Annotated in this window: 28 protein-coding genes, 1 tRNA gene and 1 other RNA gene; 20 read left to right on the top strand and 10 right to left on the bottom strand. The window is 33.8% G+C overall.

What is annotated here, in order from left to right:
* The first annotated feature begins 14 nt into the window (after positions 1 to 14).
* The 7 genes from kdsA (at position 15) to CIGN_RS06115 (ending at position 3,145) form a co-directional block, all read left to right on the top strand.
* On the top strand, positions 15 to 815 hold the full coding sequence (kdsA, locus tag CIGN_RS06145; RefSeq protein WP_086302798.1) for a 3-deoxy-8-phosphooctulonate synthase: 801 nt from the start codon (positions 15 to 17) through the stop codon (positions 813 to 815).
* The gene (locus CIGN_RS06140) at positions 808 to 1,134 is read left to right on the top strand and encodes a DMT family transporter (protein WP_086302796.1); all 327 of its coding nucleotides are present in this window, start codon (positions 808 to 810) and stop codon (positions 1,132 to 1,134) included. The genes kdsA and CIGN_RS06140 overlap by 8 nt, the downstream gene beginning before the upstream one ends.
* The gene (locus CIGN_RS06135) at positions 1,131 to 1,454 is read left to right on the top strand and encodes a DMT family transporter (RefSeq protein ID WP_179186960.1); all 324 of its coding nucleotides are present in this window, start codon (positions 1,131 to 1,133) and stop codon (positions 1,452 to 1,454) included. The genes CIGN_RS06140 and CIGN_RS06135 overlap by 4 nt, the downstream gene beginning before the upstream one ends.
* Before the next feature lie 9 nt (positions 1,455 to 1,463).
* Positions 1,464 to 1,934, top strand: coding sequence for a 6,7-dimethyl-8-ribityllumazine synthase (gene ribH / locus CIGN_RS06130; RefSeq protein ID WP_086226712.1), 471 nt, complete (start codon positions 1,464 to 1,466; stop codon positions 1,932 to 1,934).
* A 1-nt stretch (position 1,935) separates the two neighbouring features.
* Positions 1,936 to 2,334 carry a transcription antitermination factor NusB gene (gene nusB, locus CIGN_RS06125; protein ID WP_086226711.1) on the top strand — a complete coding sequence of 133 codons (399 nt, stop codon included), beginning with the start codon at positions 1,936 to 1,938 and terminating at the stop codon, positions 2,332 to 2,334.
* Complete coding sequence (pyrF, locus tag CIGN_RS06120; protein WP_086302794.1) at positions 2,331 to 3,011, top strand: orotidine-5'-phosphate decarboxylase; 681 nt, start codon at positions 2,331 to 2,333, stop codon at positions 3,009 to 3,011. Before nusB ends, pyrF begins: the two co-directional genes overlap by 4 nt.
* Positions 3,012 to 3,054: 43 nt before the next feature.
* Positions 3,055 to 3,145: transfer RNA gene (locus CIGN_RS06115), tRNA-Ser, on the top strand.
* Between the two features lie 553 nt (positions 3,146 to 3,698).
* Here the strand turns inward: CIGN_RS06115 and CIGN_RS06110 are convergent.
* The 3 genes from CIGN_RS06110 to CIGN_RS06100 all read right to left on the bottom strand — a co-directional run bounded on the left by CIGN_RS06110 (position 3,699) and on the right by CIGN_RS06100 (position 4,949).
* Entirely contained in the window at positions 3,699 to 4,031 is a 333-nt protein-coding gene (locus CIGN_RS06110) for a type I restriction-modification system subunit M N-terminal domain-containing protein (protein ID WP_202819620.1), read from the bottom strand.
* Between the two features lie 99 nt (positions 4,032 to 4,130).
* Positions 4,131 to 4,490, bottom strand: a transfer-messenger RNA (tmRNA) gene (ssrA, locus tag CIGN_RS06105).
* A gap of 39 nt (positions 4,491 to 4,529) precedes the next feature.
* Positions 4,530 to 4,949 (bottom strand): phosphorelay protein, encoded by a 420-nt coding sequence (locus tag CIGN_RS06100; protein ID WP_236844746.1) that lies wholly within the window; start codon positions 4,947 to 4,949, stop codon positions 4,530 to 4,532.
* 80 nt (positions 4,950 to 5,029) lie between these two features.
* Between CIGN_RS06100 and panB the strand changes: the two genes are divergently transcribed.
* The 8 genes from panB (at position 5,030) to CIGN_RS06060 (ending at position 12,397) form a co-directional block, all read left to right on the top strand.
* Complete coding sequence (gene panB, locus CIGN_RS06095; protein ID WP_086302792.1) at positions 5,030 to 5,824, top strand: 3-methyl-2-oxobutanoate hydroxymethyltransferase; 795 nt, start codon at positions 5,030 to 5,032, stop codon at positions 5,822 to 5,824.
* Positions 5,808 to 6,119, top strand: a complete 312-nt coding sequence (locus CIGN_RS06090; protein ID WP_086244238.1) for a rhodanese-like domain-containing protein — start codon at positions 5,808 to 5,810, stop codon at positions 6,117 to 6,119. The genes panB and CIGN_RS06090 overlap by 17 nt, the downstream gene beginning before the upstream one ends.
* A 9-nt stretch (positions 6,120 to 6,128) precedes the next feature.
* Positions 6,129 to 7,157: a Holliday junction branch migration DNA helicase RuvB gene (ruvB, locus tag CIGN_RS06085; protein WP_086225164.1), complete on the top strand. Its 1,029-nt coding sequence runs from the start codon at positions 6,129 to 6,131 to the stop codon at positions 7,155 to 7,157.
* Between the two features lie 28 nt (positions 7,158 to 7,185).
* A complete protein-coding gene (locus tag CIGN_RS06080) occupies positions 7,186 to 8,253 on the top strand; it encodes an MlaE family ABC transporter permease (protein WP_086302790.1) in 1,068 nt (355 codons plus the stop codon).
* Positions 8,250 to 8,975, top strand: coding sequence for an ABC transporter ATP-binding protein (locus CIGN_RS06075; RefSeq protein WP_086226642.1), 726 nt, complete (start codon positions 8,250 to 8,252; stop codon positions 8,973 to 8,975). Before CIGN_RS06080 ends, CIGN_RS06075 begins: the two co-directional genes overlap by 4 nt.
* Before the next feature lie 3 nt (positions 8,976 to 8,978).
* On the top strand, positions 8,979 to 9,848 hold the full coding sequence (locus tag CIGN_RS06070; protein ID WP_086302788.1) for an MlaD family protein: 870 nt from the start codon (positions 8,979 to 8,981) through the stop codon (positions 9,846 to 9,848).
* Positions 9,820 to 10,416, top strand: coding sequence for a hypothetical protein (locus tag CIGN_RS06065; protein ID WP_086302785.1), 597 nt, complete (start codon positions 9,820 to 9,822; stop codon positions 10,414 to 10,416). Before CIGN_RS06070 ends, CIGN_RS06065 begins: the two co-directional genes overlap by 29 nt.
* A 406-nt stretch (positions 10,417 to 10,822) precedes the next feature.
* Positions 10,823 to 12,397, top strand: coding sequence for a flagellin B (locus CIGN_RS06060; protein ID WP_086302783.1), 1,575 nt, complete (start codon positions 10,823 to 10,825; stop codon positions 12,395 to 12,397).
* 108 nt (positions 12,398 to 12,505) lie between these two features.
* Here CIGN_RS06060 and uvrB read toward each other — a convergent pair whose 3' ends face one another.
* On the bottom strand, positions 12,506 to 14,482 hold the full coding sequence (uvrB, locus tag CIGN_RS06055) for an excinuclease ABC subunit UvrB (RefSeq protein WP_086228794.1): 1,977 nt from the start codon (positions 14,480 to 14,482) through the stop codon (positions 12,506 to 12,508).
* Between the two features lie 159 nt (positions 14,483 to 14,641).
* On the opposite strand from uvrB, the gene CIGN_RS06050 reads away from it, so the two are divergent.
* From CIGN_RS06050 to CIGN_RS06035, 4 genes are read left to right on the top strand one after another with little or no spacing between them, the layout of a single operon-like run.
* Positions 14,642 to 14,875, top strand: a complete 234-nt coding sequence (locus tag CIGN_RS06050; RefSeq protein WP_086224010.1) for a hypothetical protein — start codon at positions 14,642 to 14,644, stop codon at positions 14,873 to 14,875.
* The gene (locus CIGN_RS06045) at positions 14,872 to 15,111 is read left to right on the top strand and encodes a hypothetical protein (RefSeq protein ID WP_086224011.1); all 240 of its coding nucleotides are present in this window, start codon (positions 14,872 to 14,874) and stop codon (positions 15,109 to 15,111) included. The genes CIGN_RS06050 and CIGN_RS06045 overlap by 4 nt, the downstream gene beginning before the upstream one ends.
* A complete protein-coding gene (locus CIGN_RS06040) occupies positions 15,095 to 15,454 on the top strand; it encodes a type II secretion system protein (RefSeq protein WP_086224012.1) in 360 nt (119 codons plus the stop codon). The genes CIGN_RS06045 and CIGN_RS06040 overlap by 17 nt, the downstream gene beginning before the upstream one ends.
* Positions 15,451 to 17,283 carry a primosomal protein N' gene (locus CIGN_RS06035; RefSeq protein ID WP_086302781.1) on the top strand — a complete coding sequence of 611 codons (1,833 nt, stop codon included), beginning with the start codon at positions 15,451 to 15,453 and terminating at the stop codon, positions 17,281 to 17,283. Before CIGN_RS06040 ends, CIGN_RS06035 begins: the two co-directional genes overlap by 4 nt.
* An 84-nt stretch (positions 17,284 to 17,367) precedes the next feature.
* On the opposite strand, the gene CIGN_RS06030 is transcribed toward CIGN_RS06035, so the two are convergent.
* From CIGN_RS06030 to CIGN_RS06020, 3 genes are read right to left on the bottom strand one after another with little or no spacing between them, the layout of a single operon-like run.
* Positions 17,368 to 17,586: a hypothetical protein gene (locus CIGN_RS06030; RefSeq protein WP_086302777.1), complete on the bottom strand. Its 219-nt coding sequence runs from the start codon at positions 17,584 to 17,586 to the stop codon at positions 17,368 to 17,370.
* Entirely contained in the window at positions 17,549 to 17,767 is a 219-nt protein-coding gene (locus tag CIGN_RS06025) for a hypothetical protein (protein WP_143297689.1), read from the bottom strand. Before CIGN_RS06025 ends, CIGN_RS06030 begins: the two co-directional genes overlap by 38 nt.
* A gap of 28 nt (positions 17,768 to 17,795) precedes the next feature.
* Positions 17,796 to 18,266, bottom strand: a complete 471-nt coding sequence (locus CIGN_RS06020) for a hypothetical protein (RefSeq protein ID WP_086302773.1) — start codon at positions 18,264 to 18,266, stop codon at positions 17,796 to 17,798.
* 118 nt (positions 18,267 to 18,384) lie between these two features.
* On the opposite strand from CIGN_RS06020, the gene CIGN_RS06015 reads away from it, so the two are divergent.
* Entirely contained in the window at positions 18,385 to 18,579 is a 195-nt protein-coding gene (locus CIGN_RS06015; protein WP_086228798.1) for a hypothetical protein, read from the top strand.
* A 68-nt stretch (positions 18,580 to 18,647) separates the two neighbouring features.
* Here CIGN_RS06015 and lgt read toward each other — a convergent pair whose 3' ends face one another.
* The 3 genes from lgt to CIGN_RS06000 are packed head-to-tail and all read right to left on the bottom strand — an operon-like array spanning position 18,648 to position 21,185.
* Positions 18,648 to 19,427, bottom strand: coding sequence for a prolipoprotein diacylglyceryl transferase (lgt, locus tag CIGN_RS06010; RefSeq protein ID WP_086303215.1), 780 nt, complete (start codon positions 19,425 to 19,427; stop codon positions 18,648 to 18,650).
* Positions 19,428 to 19,449: 22 nt separating this feature from the next.
* A complete protein-coding gene (locus tag CIGN_RS06005) occupies positions 19,450 to 20,001 on the bottom strand; it encodes a hypothetical protein (RefSeq protein ID WP_086224014.1) in 552 nt (183 codons plus the stop codon).
* Between the two features lie 41 nt (positions 20,002 to 20,042).
* Positions 20,043 to 21,185 carry a Y-family DNA polymerase gene (locus CIGN_RS06000; protein ID WP_086302771.1) on the bottom strand — a complete coding sequence of 381 codons (1,143 nt, stop codon included), beginning with the start codon at positions 21,183 to 21,185 and terminating at the stop codon, positions 20,043 to 20,045.
* Positions 21,186 to 21,187 lie beyond the last annotated feature (2 nt).

Below are 21,187 nucleotides of genomic sequence, written 5' to 3'. Positions count from 1 at the left end.
TTTAAGGTGTAAAAATGATATTAATAGCAGGACCTTGCGTAATAGAAAGTAGAGATTTGGTATTTAAGGTTGCTAGTAAGCTTAGAGAGTTTGCAAATTTAGATTGGATAGATTTTTATTTTAAATCTAGTTTTGATAAAGCTAATCGCACAAGTATTAGTAGCTTTAGAGGGCCAGGACTTGATGAGGGTTTAAAAATTTTAGATGAGGTTAAAAGGGAATTTGGCTTTAAAATCTTAACCGATATCCACGAAAGTTATCAAGCCAGCCCCGTAGCGCAAGTAGCAGATGCCCTGCAGATACCAGCATTTTTATGCCGCCAGACAGATTTGCTAGTAGCAGCAGCCAAAACCAAAGCTATGGTAAATATCAAAAAGGGTCAATTCTTAAGCCCTGATGCGATGAAACATAGCGTTAAAAAGGTCTTAGAGACTCGTGGCGTAAGTGAATTTGGCTATGACGTTGCTAGGGATAATGGGGTATTTTTATGCGAGAGAGGCTCTACATTTGGTTATGGAAATTTAGTAGTGGATATGAGAAGTTTGCCTATTATGAGAGAGTTTGCGCCTGTTGTTTTCGATGCTACTCATAGCGTTCAAATGCCAAGCGCTAATGGCTCTACAAGTGGCGGAGATAGCAGATTTGTGCCATATCTAGCTAGAGCAGCAGCGGCTGTGGGTGTGGATGGATTTTTCTATGAAACGCATATTAATCCATGTGAGGCTATGTGCGATGGGCCAAATATGCTAAATCTTGAAGCCCTTAAAGCAAATTTAGAACAGATCAAAAAAATTAAGGACGCCTTAGGTGAATAATAAAGGATTTTTTTGGGTCATTAGCGGAGCTAGTGTTGAGGCTGGCTGGGCTTATGGCTTAAAGTATGCTAATACACCATTTGAATGGATGATTACTGCTTTGCTTGCTTGTTGTAGTTTTTGGGCATTTATGATGAGCTTTAAATATCTTAGTGCAAGTATAGCTTATGCAATGTTTATTGGATTTGGGACAATTTTCATCGTAGGCGCTGAGATAATTACAAACTATTTTAATAATCAAAGCATTAGTTTCCTTAGAATTTTATTTATTTTGCTTATTATTATCGGCGTTTTAGGGCTTAAAAGGAGTGAAACGTGATATATACAGCTGCGCTCTTTGGTGCTGGAGTTTGTGAGGTTTTAGGCGTCGTATTTTTAAATCAAATGGCAAAAAGTCAAAATATCAAAAAGATTGCACTTTTTATGCTTGTAGTAGTAACTTTTGGAATATCTTTAAGTCTGCTTGGCTTTGCGATGAATATATTGCCAATGTCAGTAGCCTACTCAGTTTGGACTGGGATTGGAGCTGTTGGAGCTGTTGGAGTTGGAGTAATATTTAATAAAGAAAAGATAGGTATCAAAAAGGCAGTTTATCTATTTTTGATAGTTTTTAGTGTAATAATGTTAAAATTAATATAAGGAGTTAAAATGAATATAATAGAAGGCAATTTAGCCCTAAAAGGCAGTGAAAAAATAGCTATAATCAACGCTAGATTCAATCATATTATAACTGATAGGCTTGTAGAAGGTGCAAAAGATGCGTTTTTACGTCATGGCGGTAAAGAAGAAAATCTATCTTTAATCTTAGTTCCTGGTGCATTTGAGATACCAATGGCACTCCAAAAAGCTCTAGAAAGTGGCAAATTCGACGCTGTAGTATGCGTAGGAGCTGTAATTCGTGGTTCTACTCCGCATTTTGATTATGTAAGCGCAGAAACTACTAAAGGCGTAGCAAATATAACGCTAAAATACGCTAAGCCAGTAACCTTTGGCGTATTAACAGTTGATAATCTAGAACAAGCCATAGAAAGAGCCGGCTCAAAAGCTGGAAATAAAGGCTTTGAAGCAATGGTTGGAGTTATTGAGTTGCTTAGTTTGTATGAAAATTTAAAGGGATAAAATGGCTACTAGACATCAAGTAAGACAGTGCGTCGTTAGTTTGCTATATGCTAAGGAGATGGGTAGCGAGATGGAGCATTTTAGCGATGAGTTCTTAGAAGAAAAAAAGATAAGAAACGACCAAAAGAGCTTTACAATTAGCTTATATAATGGTATTTTAGAAAATTTATCTAGCATTGATGAACAGCTAGATAACTATCTTGGCAAGTGGAAAATAGGCGAGATAGGTAGCGTAGAAAGACAAATTCTACGACTTGGAGCCTACGAGATGAGATATAGTGATATAGACTCAGCTATTGCGATTAATGAGGCTGTGATACTAGCTAATGAATTAGCCAGTGAATCTTCTATCAAGCTTATAAATGGTGTTTTAGACGCTATCGCAAAGGATAAAAAGTGAAGCTTTGTATCGCATTAGATATGGCGCAAAAAGATGAGTGTCTAGCACTAGCTAGAGAGCTTAAAGGGCTTGATTTATGGCTAAAGGTTGGACTTAGATCTTATTTGCGTGATGGAGCAAAATTTATAGAAGAGTTAAAAAGCATTAGTGATTTTAAGATCTTTTTAGACCTTAAAATTTATGATATACCAAACACTATGGCAGATGCTTGCGAGGTAGTATCTAGAGTTGGTGCTGATATGATAAATATTCACGCTAGTGCTGGAGCAGTAGCCATGAAAACAGTAATGGATAGATTAAATGCTTTGCCTAGTAGGCCACTAGTATTGGCAGTGTCAGCTCTTACTAGCTTTGATGAGAGTGAATTTAAAGCCGTGTATAACTCTAGTATTAAAAAAAGCGTAGTAAATATGTCGCAGATGGCATACGCAAGCGGCCTAGATGGAATGGTCTGTTCAGTATATGAAAGTTTAGCTATTAAAGAGGCTACTAGTAGAGAGTTTTTAACCTTAACGCCAGGTATTAGGCCGTTTGGTGAGGATAATGCAGATCAAAAAAGAGTAGCTGATATAGCTACTGCGGTGCAAAATCAAGCTGATTTTATAGTAGTTGGCAGGCCTATATATAAAGCAAATAGTCCAAAAGAGATTACTCAAAGGATTTTAGAGCATATTTAAGCGGTTTTTAAGTAAAAAGCTTGTATAATTTCAGCTCTTTTTAGGACAGATGGGTGAGCGGCTGAAACCACACCCCTGCTAAGGGTGCAAGTCTTAATCGGGCTTCGAGGGTTCAAATCCCTCTCTGTCCGCCACTTACAGAAATTTTACCTTTATCCAAATCCTTTTTTAAGTTTTTAGCAGTATTTTTAATAAAAATTATATTGTTCAAATTTGATTAATATTTATCTCATCTTTAATTATCTATATTATTTTGGCTTGAAGGTCTATTTGAATATCTAAACTCTTTTGAGATTATATTGATATTCCATCATCATCTCTATGAATATTATGTCCTTTTTGTGTTGAATTTATGCTAAAATATATTTGACTAAGCTTAAAGCTATCTTTTGGTAATGCAAATTTAAAATAGATGCAGTATGTTAAGAATATACCGCATCTAGATCGCTACCTAAACTATCATAGCTAAATAATATAGCTATTTTCTCATCTGAGTATATACATAATCTGCTAATACTTGCATAATAGTATTATATTTTGTTACATCTTGGAATAATGAAGTGTATGCTTCTTGTGATTGCTTATAGCTTTCTTGAGTGACATTATTAAATATATTAGGGAATATATCATTAAATATTTTAGGTTCAGTTTTAGCTAGGATATCTTAAATGTTAGACGAAAATCCAGTCAAATAGTCTTTAAAGTTAGCTTCAATATTTTGTGGGTCAGCTGAAATGAATCAAATGTGAATTTGCTTATATTATAGAATCGATAACCAGAAGCATCTATTAAGAAGCCATCTGTAACAGCTAGGTGTTTAAATTTATGATAAGCTTCTTGTACTGCATTGTGAGTAGGTATTAAGCAATCATTAAATCTTTTAACTACAGTCATAGGTAGAATAACCAAACCATACTCATGGGGTTTAAAAGGACCTCTTAGCATATCTGCTACATTCCAGATAACAGTTGCTTTCTCTTGTATATTAACACCTATATTTGATATTGTATTTAAGCTCATATTGACCACCTTTTCTGTGTTATTGTATCATAAATAAATAATATAAGGGAATTGAAACGAATTAAAAAAAAGATTGATTAAAACTTAAAAAAATAAAAATGGTGGAGGTGTGCGGGATCGAACCGCAGTCCAAAAATAACAAACCCACAGCCTCTACATGCTTAGCAGAAGTGAAAATTTCACCCAGCCGTGCTCACTTCCCAAAACAACTAGCCAAGCTAAGACTAAATTTCACCTTACTACTCGTCAAATAGCAAAGCTACACTATCTAAGATTACTCGCTGATTTAGCTAGATAGTATCGCCAAATAGCAAGGCTCAACTGAACTTACGCAGCTTTAGCGTAAGCAGGAGCGAATTTAACGTTGTTTGCGTTTAATTTTATTTAGGCTTTTTAAGCTATGCCAAAAGCTGCATGCCACCGTGACCTCACTACTCCTGTCGAAGCCAAGTCACCCCCATAAAAAGGCGATTATAATACTCAAATTTGTCTTAAAATTTAATTAAATATCTCATTAGGGATAGCGATGATTTTGGGATTTAGAATTCTTAAATATATCTCATCGTTTTCTATATCATCTAAATAGCCTTGCATCTGATCAGCTACTAAAAGTAGCCAGTCAATAAGCTCATTTGAAGCAGTAACTCCTGTTCCACGCTTAGATTTTAGTTTTGCTGTGATATCTTCAGCCAGCGTAGTTAGTTTGACTACTGGGGTTAGTTCTAAGTATTGGCTTGCAGTTTTGATATTGTGAAAAATTCTATTAAGCTCATAGCTACTAGCATCAAATTTATCATTCCTACCCAAATTTACAATGAGCTTATCGAGCAATCCATTCATCACGCCAAAGTGTGTTAAATAGTCCTCGATAATGTCTAGATCGTAATCTGCTTCTAGCTCTTTTAATAAACCCATCATTTACTCTTTGATTTTTTGCCAAATTGTAACAAAATTTAGGTTAAATTTAGTAAAATATTTCAAAAAATTAAAGGAAAAGCGTGAAAAAAATAAAAATCACTGATTTAATCGCTAAGAAAAATAGAGAAAAAATCGTTATGATAACAGCCTATGATGCTTTGTTTGCTCGGCTTTTTGATGATTACGCAGATATGATTTTAGTAGGTGATAGCTTAAATATGAGTTTTGGCGGTGCTAATGAGACCTTGGGGATAAGTGTTGATGAGATGATATATCACGCAAGAGCCGTTCAAAGGGGTGCTAAAAGGGCTTTTTTGGTTGTGGATATGCCTTTTGGCTCTACTATCACGCCAGAAATTAGTTTGAAAAATGCTGTGAAAATTTACAAAAATACCCTTTGTGATGCTGTAAAAATAGAAGGCTCAAAAGAGATAGCGCCTACAATAAATTTACTAAATCAAAATGGAATTGCTGTGATCGCTCACATAGGTTTAAAGCCTCAACTCTCACGCCAAGAGGGCGGATATAGAGTCGTTGGCAAAGATGACAAAGAGGCAAAATCCATCCTTGAAGATGCTTTGGCTTTAGAGTCTGCTGGGGCGAAAATGGTCTTAATAGAAGGCGTCCCAAGTGATCTAGCCAAAGAGATAACAAAAGCTCTTAAAGTGCCTACTATCGGGATTGGAGCTGGTGCTAGCTGTGATGGGCAGGTGCTTGTGTGGAGTGATGCGTTTGGGTTTTATGATGAGTTTAGGCCTAAATTTGTCAAAAGATATATGGATGGGGCGAATTTGATCCGTGAAGCGATGAAAAATTACGCTGATGAAGTAAGAAATATTAAATTCCCAAGTAGTCAATATGAATATACCAAATAGCAAAATAGTAGATATCAGGCTGCCTAGCGAGTGGCTGGAATTTGGGATTTTAGAAGGGTCGCATTTGATAACTTATGCGAATTTAAGTGGCAAGGTAAATCCGCTATTTGTAAGCTCTGTAGAGAATATTTTTAAAAAAGATGATGAATTCTATCTAATGTGTGCTACGGCAACTCGCTCTAAAGAGGCTTTAAAGCTCTTGCAAAAGCATGGATTTAAGGCAGTTAAAGAGATTAGGGGCGGGGCGTATTATTATGAAAAAATGGGTGCGAAATTTGATAAATTTGATTTGTAGGACTAGGATTTGGATAGGATTGTAGAGATTGAGAGAGTTAGCTTTGATGCTGAATATGAAGTGAGCTTAAGGCCTTCAAATTTTGATGAGTATATCGGTCAAGATAAGATTAAGGCGAATTTAGAGGTTTTTATCGCAGCGGCTAAAAAGCGTGGTGAGTGCCTAGATCACGCCTTGTTTTATGGGCCACCAGGACTTGGCAAGACAACTTTAGCTCATATAATTGCTTCTAAGATGAACGCAAATATCAAGATAACATCAGCCCCAATGATAGAAAAAAGTGGAGATTTAGCAGCTATTTTGACAAATTTAGAAGAGGGTGATGTGCTATTTATAGATGAAATTCACCGCCTAAGCCCAGCTATTGAAGAGGTACTTTACTCGGCTATGGAGGATTTTCGCTTGGATATTATCATAGGTAGTGGGCCAGCGGCTCAAACTATTAAGATCGATATACCTAAATTTACGCTAATAGGCGCTACGACTAGAGCAGGGATGATCTCAGCTCCACTTCGTGATCGCTTTGGGATGCAATTTAGATTACAATTTTATAACGCTGATGAGTTAGCTCAAATCATCTCTTTAGCGGCTAATAAACTAGGTAAATTGGCTAGCAAAGAGGCTAGTTTAGAGATAGCAAGGCGTAGTCGTGGGACGCCTAGAATCGCTCTTAGGTTGCTTAGGCGAATTCGTGATTTTGCTGAAGTTGCTGATGAGAGCAAAATTAGCCACGAAAGAGCTAAAATAGCGCTTGATAGCTTAGGGGTAAATGAGCTTGGATTTGATGAGATGGATCTAAAATATCTAAATATTTTAGCTTATTCTACTCGTGCGCTTGGGCTTTCTACTATAGCTGCAGCACTAAGCGAAGATGAGGGGACTATAGAGGATGTTATAGAGCCGTATCTACTAAGTAATGGATATATCCAAAGGACAGCTAAAGGCAGAATTCTAAGCGATCAAACCTATAAAATGTTTGGCAAAAAACCACCAGTACATATAATGAGTGAGTCTGAAAAAGGGCTTTTTGATCAGTAGGTTGATTTAAGAGTTTAAAGCAATTAAAATGGGGAAATTTAAATTAGATAAAACCACTATTAAGCTTATTGGAATTTGGGATTATAAAGCACCAAAATCCCAACTAAAAGAGTTAAAAAAACTAAAAATAGATAAGCTAGATTTAGAAAATTTAGAGCATATTGATTATGCGATGGCAATTTTTATCTCAAAAAATTTTGGAGATTTTAAGCTGATTAATTCAAATGATAAATTTGATAAAATCTTTGCTTTAGTACGTGATAATGATATTTTAGGGCTAAAAATTTATAAACCAAGCAGTATAAATTCACTTGAGAAAATTGGCAAAATATTTATTGATATACGGCTAAATATTATTAATTTTTGTATATTTTTGGGTAAGTTTTTATTTTCACTTTTAGATGGGATTAAAAAACCTACTAAAATTCGGTTTGCTGAATTATCTAATCATATAGTTAGCGCTGGTTTTGGGGCTATAGGAATTGTAGGGCTTACAAGTTTTTTAATTGGAGTAGTATTGGCCTATCAAGGGGCAAGTATGCTTAGCCAGTTTGGAGCTAGTATTTATGTAGTTGATATTATGGGTATTATGACGCTGCGTGAGGTTGGGCCGCTTATTGCTGCGATTGTGATTGCTGGACGCTCTGCATCTAGCTATACAGCGCAAATTGGAGTTATGAAAATAACTGAGGAGATTGAAGCGATGAATACAATGGGCTTTGATCCATTTAAATTTATTGTTATGCCTAGGATTATGGCGCTGATAATTGCAGTACCATTAGTAGTATTTTTGGCTAATGCTATTAGTATTTTTGCTCAGATGATTGTATGTAAAATTTATTTAGATTTTAGCTTTTATGAATATTTACAAAGATTTAAAGAGAGTGTAGAATTACGGCATTTTTTTGTTGGAATGCTTAAGACGCCATTTTTTGGTGCAATGATAGGGCTGATTGGGTGTATGAGAGGATTTGAAGTTAGTGGGAGTACTAGTAGCGTAGGTGAGCTAACCACTAAAAGCGTGGTAAATGCTATCTTTTGGATTATTGCTTTAGATGCGTTATTTTCAGTGATTTATACAGAGCTTAAAATATGATAGTTTGTAAAGATATAGTAACTACATATGGTGGCAAAGTAATACATGAAGGAGCAAATTTTCATATAAAAAGCGGTGAAATTTACGGCCTTTTAGGTGGATCTGGAAGTGGTAAAACTACACTACTTAAAACTATGATATTTTTAAAAAAACCAGCTAGTGGTAGTGTAAAAATTGGCGGCGTTGATATCTGGAGAGCTACACAAGAAGAACAACAAAATATTAAGCTGCAAATGGGTGTTATGTTCCAGTTTGGTGCACTTTTTAGCAATATGAGCGTATTAGATAATATTGCAATTATGTTAAAAGAGTATAGCAAATTTGACTCAAGCGACATTGATGAGATTGCTAAAATGTGGTTAATAAAAGTTGGTCTTAAGCCAAATGCAATGAGTCTATATCCTAGCGAGTTAAGCGGTGGAATGAAAAAAAGAGTAGCTTTAGCTCGTGCTTTAGCACTTAGTCCTAAAGTTTTATTTTTAGATGAGCCAAATTCTGGTCTAGATCCTATCAGTGCTAGAGCAATGGATAGACTAGTATGTGAGCTGCGTGATAGCTTAGGTATTACTGTGGTGATGGTGACTCACGATGTGGATAGTATATTTAATATTTTGGATAGGTTTTTGATAGTGGATAATAAAAAAATCGCTTTTGAAGGGGATTTAAAACAGGCTTTAGCATTTAAAGATAATCCCCTAAAAGATCTATTTTTGATGAGGTAGGAGATGGAAAATAAAAATTCATATTTTATAGCTGGACTATTTTTTTGCTTAGTTGTAGGGTTTATTGGAATATTTTTATTATTTATGCAAGGATATAATAGCAAGGAAACAAGGGATTATTATATAGTTACAAAAGAGCTGCCAAATGGGATTAAAAAAGATGGCGAGGTACGATTTATAGGTGTACCAGTAGGGCATATAAGAGATATATATTTTAGCGATCCACACTCAGCAACGATTGAGATTTGGCTTAGTATAGATGATAATTTGCCTATTAAAACTGATAGTCAAGCTATTGTAGAACGCTCAGGTATTAGTGGAATTGCTTATATAAATATTACTAAAGGTAGCGATACGGCTAGAATTTTTAATAAAAATGAAAGAGCTCAAATTAGCTTAGGTGAGGGTTTATTGGATAAAATAGGCTCAAGAACGGCAAATTTAACCGTAAATTTAGATAAAATTGCTAGCAAAATCGATGAAGCCTTAAGGCAAGAAAATTTAGATAAATTGCTAAATTCAATCAATAAAATAAATTCGCTAATGAATGTTATCGCAAGCGATAAGAATTTGGATAAAATCGATGGAATTATCGATAATTTATATATTGTTTCTCAAGATTTAAAGAGTGCTAATTTAGATAGACTCGCAGCTAATTTAGATAAGAGTATTAGCGATATAAATACTGCATGGAACAATATCGATGAGCGTATAAATAGTGGCCAGATCGATTTTAAAACTATGCTAGCGCCAACTATTAAGTCCGTTCAGCAAAGCATAGATGAACTAAATGATTTAGCAGAACAAATAAAAAATAATTTAAATAATTTGGAGGATAACCCTTATGAATTTTTCTTTAAAAGTAGAGATTAAAAGCACTATTTTAGCAGTGATTTTTGGCGTATTGATGTCTGGTTGTTTAGCCAAGGATGCTCCAAAATTAAGCTATTATGAGTTGGGATATAATAACGATAGCAATGCAACTCAAATTTGCGATAGAAGAGCTGATTTGATGCTAAATTTAGCCTATATCAAAGTACAAGATGGTTACAATAGTCGTGATATTATTACAAAAGATGGTATAAATGTATCAAAAATGAATAATGCAAAATATATCGCTAGTCCCAAAGATATGTTAAAAAAAGCACTGGTATTATATTTAAATAGCAATTGCCATTTAAAATTAAGTAGTGATGCAAGTTTGCAAATGGGATTAAATATTACTGAAATGAGTATTCAACCAAGATATGCATTTATTCAGATTGCACTAGAACTAAGCCAAAATGGAAAAGTAATATCAAATGAGATAATTAGCGCTAAAAAAAGCTTTGATGGTTTAAATAATGCTACGAGTAGTGAAAATATTGCAATGACTGCTATGAATTTGGCACTAGAAAATGCTTTATGGCAAATTCATCAAGCAGCATTAAGGTATAGATAAATGCTGTGATCACCCTAGCACAACCCAATCTTGCTAGGGTGAATCCAATGCTAAAACCTAACATTATCTATAAACCAAAAACTATCAAATTCACTCTTATCCCATAGCCAACTTATTAACCACCCCAAAACCCACAAATTTAATTACACCCCCATAATATTTAATATTTCATCCAATCCAATCTAAATTCCACTCTAAAAATTATAAAATCACTTAGCCTAAATCTACAATATCTAATCTAAATTTTATAAATTTCTCAAATTTATTAAAAAATTTGCAATATTTTCTTCAAATTTATCAAAATCCCCCCCATATATAAACTTTTTAATATTTGGTTCGATATAATAAAAACACACCCTAAATGGATTTAAGTTTTATAGGGAAATATTAACACAAAGGAAAAGTTATGAGCTTTAGAATAAATACTAACATCGCAGCGATGAATGCTCACGCAAACTCACAAATCACAGATAGAGAGCTTACTAGCTCACTTGGTCGCCTAAGCTCAGGTCTTAGAATTCAAACAGCAGCTGATGATGCATCAGGTCTTGTTATTGCTGATTCACTAAAAAGCCAAGCTAGCTCATTAGGTCAAGCTATATCTAATGGTAATGATGCAATTGGTATTGTTCAAACTGCAGATAAAGCTATGGATGAACAGATTAAAATACTTGATACTATTAAAACCAAAGCTGTTCAAGCAGCACAAGATGGTCAAAATGCTGATTCTAGAAGAGCACTTCAAAATGATATTAGCAGACTTCTTGAAGAACTAGATATGATAGCTACTACTACAAGCTTTAATGGCCAACAGCTACTAAATGGAAATTTTTCAAACAAAAACTTCCAAATTGGTGCTTATAGTAATGAAACAGCTAAAGTAAGCATAGGTGCTACAAACTCAAATACAATTGGACATACTAGGTTTGAGACTGTTTTTAATACTGTTGTATCTACTGTCTCTACTTTATCAGCTCAAACCCTAACAGTAAAACTTAGTGGTGTTGATGGATATCCTAACGGTTATGAATTTCAAGCAATTGCTGGTACAGTATTAGCAAAAGATGGCTATAAAGCTGTAGCTGATATGATGAATGGCGTTTCAGATAAAACTGGTGTAAAAGTTAAAGTTAATAATACTCAGATTATGTCAGAAGCTGTTGGTGCTGGTACAATACAAGATTTAACAATTAATGGCGTAACAATCGGAAATATTACTGTAAAAGCTAATGATTCTGACAATGCTCTAATCGCTGCAATTAACGCTAAAAAAGATGAGACTGGAGTAGAAGCAAGTCTAGAAAATGGTCGCTTAGTTTTAGCTGCTAAAGATGGTAGAGCTATCAATGTAGACACACATTCTGTTAATAGTTTTACAATAGCTGGAGGCGTGAAAGGTAATTTTTCAGAAAAAGGTATTACATATTTAGGTCAATTAACTTTCATTCGCCAAGATGCTAGAGATATCAAAATAGGCCTACAAAATATGTCATTAATCGCTTCTCATGTATTTAGTGGCAATGCTGCAATATCTAATGCGGCTAACGCTAGCAAGGCATATAATCAAACATCGGTAAATCTTAAATATATGAACTCTGGTACAATTAGTGCTACAATGGCTAAAGCAATGGGATTTTTTAATGGTAACGCATCTAATGCCGGTCAAGAAGTAGACCAAGCCGGTGGCGTAAATACTTATGGTGGTGCTCAAGCTATGGTTGATGTAGCTGAAGCAGCTAGAAAAACTCTAGACAAGCTAAGAGCTGACCTAGGTTCAGTACAAAATCAATTAGTAGCTACTATAAATAATATTACAGTTACCCAAGTAAATGTAAAATCAGCTGAATCTCAAATAAGAGATGTAGACTTTGCTAGTGAGAGTGCAAACTTCTCTAAATTTAACATACTAGCCCAAAGCGGAAGCTACGCTATGAGTCAGGCAAATGCTGTACAGCAAAATATATTAAGACTACTACAGTAGCTTAAATTTAAATCTTTAATAGCTTAAATTTACTCGCAATGCTTAGCCATTGCGAGGGTTTATTATTAAAAATTATTTATTTTCTAGTAATAATAAACATTATAATGATTAAATTTGTCGTAACTTAGCAATCTCATCACGCAGTGCGGCTGCCTTTTCAAACTCAAGATTTTTAGCAGCTTCCATCATCATAGTTCTTAGCTCCTTGATCATCTTAGCACGCTCATTAGCTGGCATCTTTTCAAGCTTTTTAGCCTTAGTGTAAAGCTCTATAGTATCATCCTCTTTTAAACTATCTTCGATATTGCGACTTGCACTTTTTGGTGTGATACCATTTGCTTTATTATATTCATCTTGGTATTTGCGGCGTGCAGAGGTAATATCAATAGCTTCACGCATTGAACTAGTAATTTTATTAGCAAATAAAATCACCTTGCCATTTACATTTCTAGCAGCTCGCCCCATTGTCTGGATTAAGCTAGTTTTAGAACGCAAGAATCCTTCCTTATCTGCATCCATTACTGCTACTAGACTCACCTCAGGAAGATCTAATCCCTCACGAAGTAAATTTATCCCAACTAAAATATCATAATCCCCACGCCTTAGGCCGCGTATTAGCTCATTTCGCTCCACAGCATCAATATCTGAGTGCATATATTTGATTTTTAATCCAAGCTCTAGATAGTATCTTGTTAACTCTTCGGCCATCTTTTTTGTTAAAGTAGTTATTAGCACTCTTTCGCCTCGTTCTATTACAGCTTTTGCTCTATCATAAAGAACTTCAACTTGATTATCACTACTAATTACCTCAATTTCAGGATCTAGCAGGCCAGTTGGGCGTAAAATTTGCTCATATATATGATTGTTTGCTAGCTGAATTTCATACTCATTTGGCGTAGCAGAGACAAAGAGAAATTTCCCTTTTTTGACTATAAACTCATCAAATTTCAGCGGTCTATTATCTAGTGCGCTAGGCAGTCTAAATCCATACTCCACTAAGATCTCTTTTCTACTTCTATCGCCTGCGTACATTCCACGAAATTGTGGCAGGCTAACATGGCTTTCATCAACTATAATTAGATAATCTTGTCCATTCATTTCAAAATAATCAAACATCGAGTATGGTGTCTCTCCTGCTTTTTGACCGGTAAGATATCTAGCATAGTTTTCTACGCCCTTTGTGCTTCCAGTGGTAGCTAGCATTTCTAGATCAAATTCAACCCGTTGCTTAAGTCGTTGATATTCAACCATTCGCCCCTGATTTTCATAAAATTTAAGTCTTTCATCTAGTTCAGCCTCAATCCCCTTAATCGCTTCTTTTAAGCGATTTTCTCCGACTACAAATTGACTTGTTGCGTATAGAATAAATTTATTTAAATTTTTAGTTTTTTTATTCTCTAATGCGTTAAAGTGATAAATCTCTTCAATTTCATCACCAAAAAACTCTAGTCTAATAGCTTCATCGCAAAAATATGCCGGATAGATATCTACTACATCACCATTTACACGAAAATCAGCCCTATCAAAGTAGCTATCATTTCTTTTATAACCCATATCAACTAGCTTTAAAAGTAGTTCTTTTTGGCTAATTTGCATACCACGCTCTAAAGTAATAACCATACCTTTGTATTCGGCTGGATTACCTAGACCATAATTTGCTGATACGCTAGCTATCACGATAGTATCATCGTGTTCGAGTAAATTTGCTGTAGCTGATAGTCTTAGGCGCTCTAGTTCATCGTTTATAGCGCTATCTTTTTCTATAAATAAATCTTGTCTTGGGATATATGCCTCAGGCTGATAGTAGTCATAGTAACTTATAAAATACTCCACATGATTGTGTGGGAAAAAGCCTTTAAATTCACTATATAGCTGAGCGGCTAGGGATTTATTGTGTGTCATAATTAGTGTTGGGATATTTAACTGCTTTATTACATTTGCCATGGTAAATGTCTTGCCACTACCTGTTACGCCTAGTAATACGCTATACTTTGCACCATTTTTAAATGCGTTTACAATATTGTTAATGGCGTTTTGCTGGTCTTTGCTAGGTGAAAATTTGCTATTTAAATCGAATTTGTCCATATTATTGCCTTAATTTTTGGTGATTTTACCATTTTTTATTTAACCAAAATTTTAAATTTCTTACACTAAAATTGCTAAAAAATAGCTAAAATTTAGCCCATATTTACAAAAAATATGATAAAATTATCCACTTTAATCACCATAAAATAAGGATTTGTAATGTTAGAAAACGGAAAGGTTTTAAATAATCTAGCTTCAAAAGTAACTGAGCTGATGCTAAAATATGAAGAAGTATGCGAAGCTAATGAGGCTTTAAGAAATGAATTAATTAGCGTTAAAGCACAAAACGAAGCTAAATCAAATCAAATAATGAGGCTTGAAGAGGAGCTAAAAAATCAAGACCTAGCTAGCGATGATTTATTAAAGCAAGTTGAGGCTGTGCTTGGTCGATGAGACAAATCTCTTTAAATATAGCTAGTAAAGATTTTAATATTACTCTTGATGATGAATTTGCTGACTATTTTGAGGAGGAGTTACGACACTATTTGGATGATAAAAATCTCCTTACTATCAAGGCTTTGCTTACTGCCTTTATTCAAAAGTGCTATGAAAATTATGAGCAAAAAAATGAGCTAAGCTCGATTCTTGGCAATATAGACAAAGCCCTAACTCATGATAAAAGCATTTAGCTTAATTGAATTAACATTTGTTATTATTATCCTTGGTGTTTTGTTAGCAATAGCAGTGCCAAGGCTATTTTTTAGTAAAGATGATGCAAATTTACTCAAAATCAAAACCGATATAGCTACAATTCAAGCAAATATTCTCCACCAAAAAACCGCTCTTTTACTTAGTGCTAAAGTGCAAGAACCAGTTTTAAATTCGCAAATTTTAACTGAGTTAAATTTACACAAGTGGAGTATTGATAATCAAAATTTAGTTTTTGATAATAGCGTGAGATTTAGCTATGATAGCAATGCTACTATAAATTGCCTAAGCCCACAAGAAATTTGTGATAAACTAAAACTATGAACTACTATGAGATTGCCATAATAGGTGCAAATTTAGCTCCGCTTACATATGAGAGTCAGTGCGTGCTAAATGAATTTGAAATAGTTACTATAAAGCTAAGAAATAAAACTCAAAATGGTTGTATAATAAAAGCAGTACCAAAGCCAGATTTTAAAACATTGCCAGTTATTGAGCGGTTAAATTTAACCTTTACACAGCTACAAATTACACTGGCTAAATTTATTAGTTATTACTATACCTGCGAAATTGGTGTTTCATTAGGATTATTTGAACCTTTTAGCCATTATCGCAAATCAAAGTGTAGTTTTATCAAAGCGCCAAATTTAAGCCCTCTACAACTTGAAGCTGCTAAATTTATTAAAAAAAATCCTATTAGTTTGCTTTTTGGCGATACAGGAAGCGGTAAAAGTGAGATATATATTAGCTTAATTCGTGAGTATTTAAACCTAGGTAAGCAAGCATTATTTTTAATGCCTGAAATTTCTCTTACACCGCAGATGCAAGAGCGCTTAGAAGCATATTTTGGAGATAGCGTAGGTGTGTGGCACTCTAAAATCACACCTAAAAAAAAGCAAAATTTGCTAAGTGAGTTTAGTCAAGGCAAAATTCGTCTAATTGCAGGCGCACGCTCAGCACTATTTTTGCCTTTTAGTGATTTGGGGTTAATTGTAGTTGATGAAGAACATGATGAGAGTTATAAAAGCAACAGCGACCCATACTATAATGCTAAAGATTTAGCTATTTATATTGCAAATAAAATGGGGATAAAATGCATTTTAGGAAGTGCTACACCAAGTCTAAATAGCTATGCTAAATTTCCGAATTTTAGGCTAAAAGGAAGATTTTACGCATCACAAAAAGAGTATATCTATGATCATAGTCCAACAGGATTAAATGAGTTAATTTTAGGTGAGATTTCACAAGCCTTGCAGGCTAAAAAACAGGTAATAATATTTTTACCAACTAGAGCGAATTTTAAATTTCTAATTTGTCAAAAGTGTGGCCAAAGTATGCAGTGCCCATACTGTTCTATTGCTCTGAGCTTACATAAAAAAAATAGGGCAATGAGATGTCATTACTGCGGATTTGCTTGTATGATTCCTAGTGTTTGCGCTCAGTGTAATAGTGATATGCTAGAGTCTCGTAAAATTGGAACTAGTGAGTTAGTCGCTCAGATTAAAGAGTATTTTCCATTTGCATCTATAGCGAAATTTGACCGTGATGAGATTACTACACAAAAAAAACTAACAACTCTTCTTAAAAATTTTAATGAATATAAAATTGATATAATTGTCGGTACTCAGATGTTAAGCAAAGGGCATGATTATCATAATGTTAGCCTTGCTATCATTATGGGGCTTGATGAGCATTTAGATTATAGTGATTATCAAGCTAGAAGCAAGAGTCTGGCTCTAGCTATGCAAGTAGCGGGGCGTGCGGGGCGTGCTAACTATGGCAGGGTGATTATTCAGGGATTAAAGTGTGAGTTTTTTGCTGAATATATGGATGAATTTGATCGTTTTATTGCTGATGAGATGGCTGTGCGAGAGGGACTATATCCACCATTTATGAGGCTTTTGCGTATTAAAATTGAAGATAAAGATGAATCTAAGGCTGTGAGTAAAATGCAGCAAATTTTAGGCAAGCTAAAGAGTATGGCCGAGCTAGAGATAGTAGGGTATGGTAAGTGCATCATAGAGTTGATAGCATCTAAGCACCGCTATCAGATACTTTTACGATCTGCTACTCATACTCCGCTATTAAAGGCTAGTAAAATTGCTAGAGATTATGGCGCCTTACCTGATATCGATCCGGTGAATTTTAGTTAAATTTAGCTATTATTATAAAACAAAATTGAAAGGCATTGAAATAAATTTGGATAAAACCAAGCCTAGAAATCTAGGCTTGAGTAATTATTCATGTAATTGAGTATTTATAATCTCTTTTTGACAAGTCTCCATATCAACTTGCATTATTTTAGCTCTAGAGATAAAACCTTGAACGGGATAAGATTTTATACAATAAGTTTTTTGATTTTCTGTATCGATTAAAATTGATCCTATGCTTGTAGTATCGGTTTTAATCTCTATTTCTCTATTTGCTGGAACTTGTGTATAAAATATAGGCACCATTGCTCATTAATCCTTCTGTTATATCATTACCATCATCGCTTATTATGACATTATATCTCATACCGCCACGAAAAAACATAGCAGGTCTATATACATAAATTGAAGCATTTCCATCGGTAGGTTGTTCAAATTTATTAAAATAAGCTCCTCTAGCACCGCATCCAGTGAAAATAATCGCCATAATGAAAATAGTTAAAACTGTAAAGATTTTATTTAAATACATTAAATTCTCCTTTTTCAAATTTAATATTTATCTGCTGTTGTAGATTTTTTTGAATTTCAGGAATACATACTTTTCTGAATTTTGTATAATTACTATAAGAAAATACTGATGCATGTTTATATGTATTACAAAATGAAGTTATATTAATCTCTTTATTGTTATTAAAAAATTTCAAATCAGCTTTCATTTCTAATGTTAAATTATGTTCAATTGTTATATTTCCTGTTTTTATATTGGTAAAACTATACTTAACGCTAATAGGAGCGTCATCTTTTATTATAACATTACTTGGTAGATACTTTTTCATATAAGTTTTATTGCTATCAAATTTAGCGTAGATTATATGTTGGTCTTTGCTAGATTCAACTATTTCTGGCAAGATTTCAATTTTTGTTCCACACCCTGCTAAAGTCAAAAACACTCCAGCAAAAATGGAATATTTAATCACCTTAAACATTTTAATCCTTTTTGTAAGTTGGCAAAATGAATTATAAGGCATTAAGTCTAAATTTTTAATAAAATTACGAAATAATATCCGAATTTTTATTTAAATACAAATCTGCTAATCTATCATTATGAAATACACTATGCAAGATAAAGCGCGGATACTACGCACCACTACTAGAACACTACAAAGATGGCGAACAACAAAGCCTGAGCTATATGCGATTATCGAGGCTGGATTTAAGCTATACGAGATGATTGAGAGCGAAGAAGAGATAACTAAAGATATTAAAAATATATTAAAAGAATCACTTAAAAATAGATAATTTAATTATATTTACTTTTAATGACAACTTAAAGGGCTTAAAGTGGATAAATACAGAATATCTCTAAGCTACTTTTTTACCCACTTAAGCCAAATATATAGCCAAAGACCAAAGCCAAACATAATAATAGAGAGAATTTGCCCCATACTTAGCCCAAATGCGACAAACCCAATACCAAAATCAGGCTCTCTATAAAATTCACAAATAAATCTCATAATGGGATAAAGCATAGCATAAAGGGCGATTAATTCACCGTTAAATCGTTTATAAATACGGTAAAAATATAAAATAATAAATATCACTAGTCCTTCAAGCACAGCTTCATAAAGTTGGCTAGGATGACGCAATACTCCTGCACTTACTACACCCCAGCTCACATCAGTAGTACGACCAATTAACTCTTGATTTAAGAAATTTCCAACTCTACCAAAGATATAACCTAATGGCACACTAATTGCTACAAGGTCAAGATATAAAAGGATATTTTGCTTAAATTTATAGCAAAACAGAAGAGTCGCAATAATAAATCCAACAACAGCACCATGGTAGCTCATTCCACGAATACCTACAAATTCGCCATTTATAAACGGATTAAATATCTGCCAAGGTTGAGTGAGATAGTATAGGGTATTTGGGTCATAAATGATGATATAGCCTAGCCTAGCACCTAAAATTACGCCGATTTCAACCCAGAAAAAGTAGCTATCTAAAAGCGAATTTGAGATTGGTAGTTTGTCTTTTTTAACAAAAAATTTAGCCATCCAAAGCGCTACTAGCAAGGCTAAAACATACATAATTCCATACCAGTGTATATTTAATCCAAATAGGCTAAATGCCACTGGATTCATATTTAAATAGATTAAATTCCAACTATTTAACGTCAATTTTTAACCCCAAATTTGTCTTAAGAGTTTTTATAAAATCCATTATAAATTCGCCCATAGCTTGATAATATGGAGTTTTGGCATTATAACGTAGAAATTTAGCAAATAACACCAAACTAGGCAGGAAAAAATCAACCAAATACATTCCAAGAATTGTATGAGTTTTTTCATTTGTATTATTTTTAAATATAACGCCAAGTAGAGCAAACATATTTGAAACATGGGTAGCACGTAAGTTAGTAAATGGCTTATCAAAGTTAAGCTGTTTATATAAATGCTCTATCTCTTCATCGCTAACTTGCCTAAAAAATTTTAGTGAGCACGCAACTTTAAAATTATCCAAATCTGCAGCAATCTCCTCAGCTTTGCAGTGCATTAAAGCTCTAGCTAGCAGGGCGTTACCCTTTTCATTTTCTAGATTTTGGGTTTTTATCATCCAAGTTGGCTGTAGTTTTTTGATTGCTTCATCAGTGATTGCATTAGCAAAATTACTAGCAAAAACCATACAAATCATAGAGTACGCATCGGCTACTTTCATAATTTTCCTTAAATTTTTTGCTGATTTTAGCTAAATTTTGCTTAAAACTCAGATAGGCTTTTAATAGCATCTACGCCATATTTTTTTTGAATTTGCATTATGGCAGTGCTAATTTTGCTATTTTTTGGACTTTGAGTATCAAATAAAGATCGCTGTTGCTGCTTATCAAATCCAGCCGCACAAAGACTTAGATAGTTTATCTCATACTCTTTAAATTTATCTAAGTTTATAAATAGCTCTTTAGTAATCTGTTCTAAAAATTTGTGAGTAAAGTTAGCACTAATAGTAGTGCTTATGCTTATTTGCTCTTGTCCTTTATAGCGAAGTTTTAGCTCGATCCTGCTTGGGGTTAAAGCAAGTGAAGCTACTTCAAAATATAGATGTCTACATAGAGTCATTAATCTTTTATTGATATCATATCTATTTTTAATTGGGGCAAAGCTTCTAGCTATAGCTAGAGATTTGCGTGGCTGATTTTTAATAATTTTGTCTTGATGGATTAAATTTAAAGAGCTATAAAGATTTATGGCATATTTGCCAAGTTTGTCAAATATATGCTTGGCATTTAGAGCATCTTTAATAGTAGTAACTCCATATTTTTGTAAACTTTTATAAAGAGATTTACCTACTCCTGGAAGCTTGGAAATTTGTAGATTTTCTATCTCTTGGGGACTATTTATTTGATATATTTTGCTAGGTTTTGCTAGATTGGTTGCAAGCTTAGCTAGTAGTTTATTTGGCGCAATTCCTATACTACAAGGTAAATTTAGTTTATTATTTATCTCAAATTTAAGCTTATTAGCAAATACTAAAGGATTAATATCATATTTTGTTCCAGCAAGATCTATAAAATACTCATCAATACTATACTTCTCAATTTCATCAGTATAATTAAGCAATAAATTATAAAGAGAATTTGATAATTTATGATATAGCTCAAAATCTGTTGGAACGATGATTAAATCAGGACAGAGTTTTTTAGCTAAACTTGAGTGCATAGTGCAGTTAATTCCTATAGCACGAGCTTCATAGGTAGCGCTTAAAATTATGCCATACTCATGATAGTCGCCAAATATATCAAATTTACTTCCATTTGCTACGGCGGCTTTTTTACCAATTAAGCTTTTATCTATTGTTGCAGCTGCACTGATAAAAAATGCATCAAGATCTATGTGAATAAACATAG

The organism is Campylobacter devanensis, from assembly GCF_002139915.1.
Taxonomy (GTDB): domain Bacteria; phylum Campylobacterota; class Campylobacteria; order Campylobacterales; family Campylobacteraceae; genus Campylobacter; species Campylobacter devanensis.
Note: the sequence above shows the minus strand (reverse complement) of the source record. Positions and strands in the feature narration are given on the sequence as shown.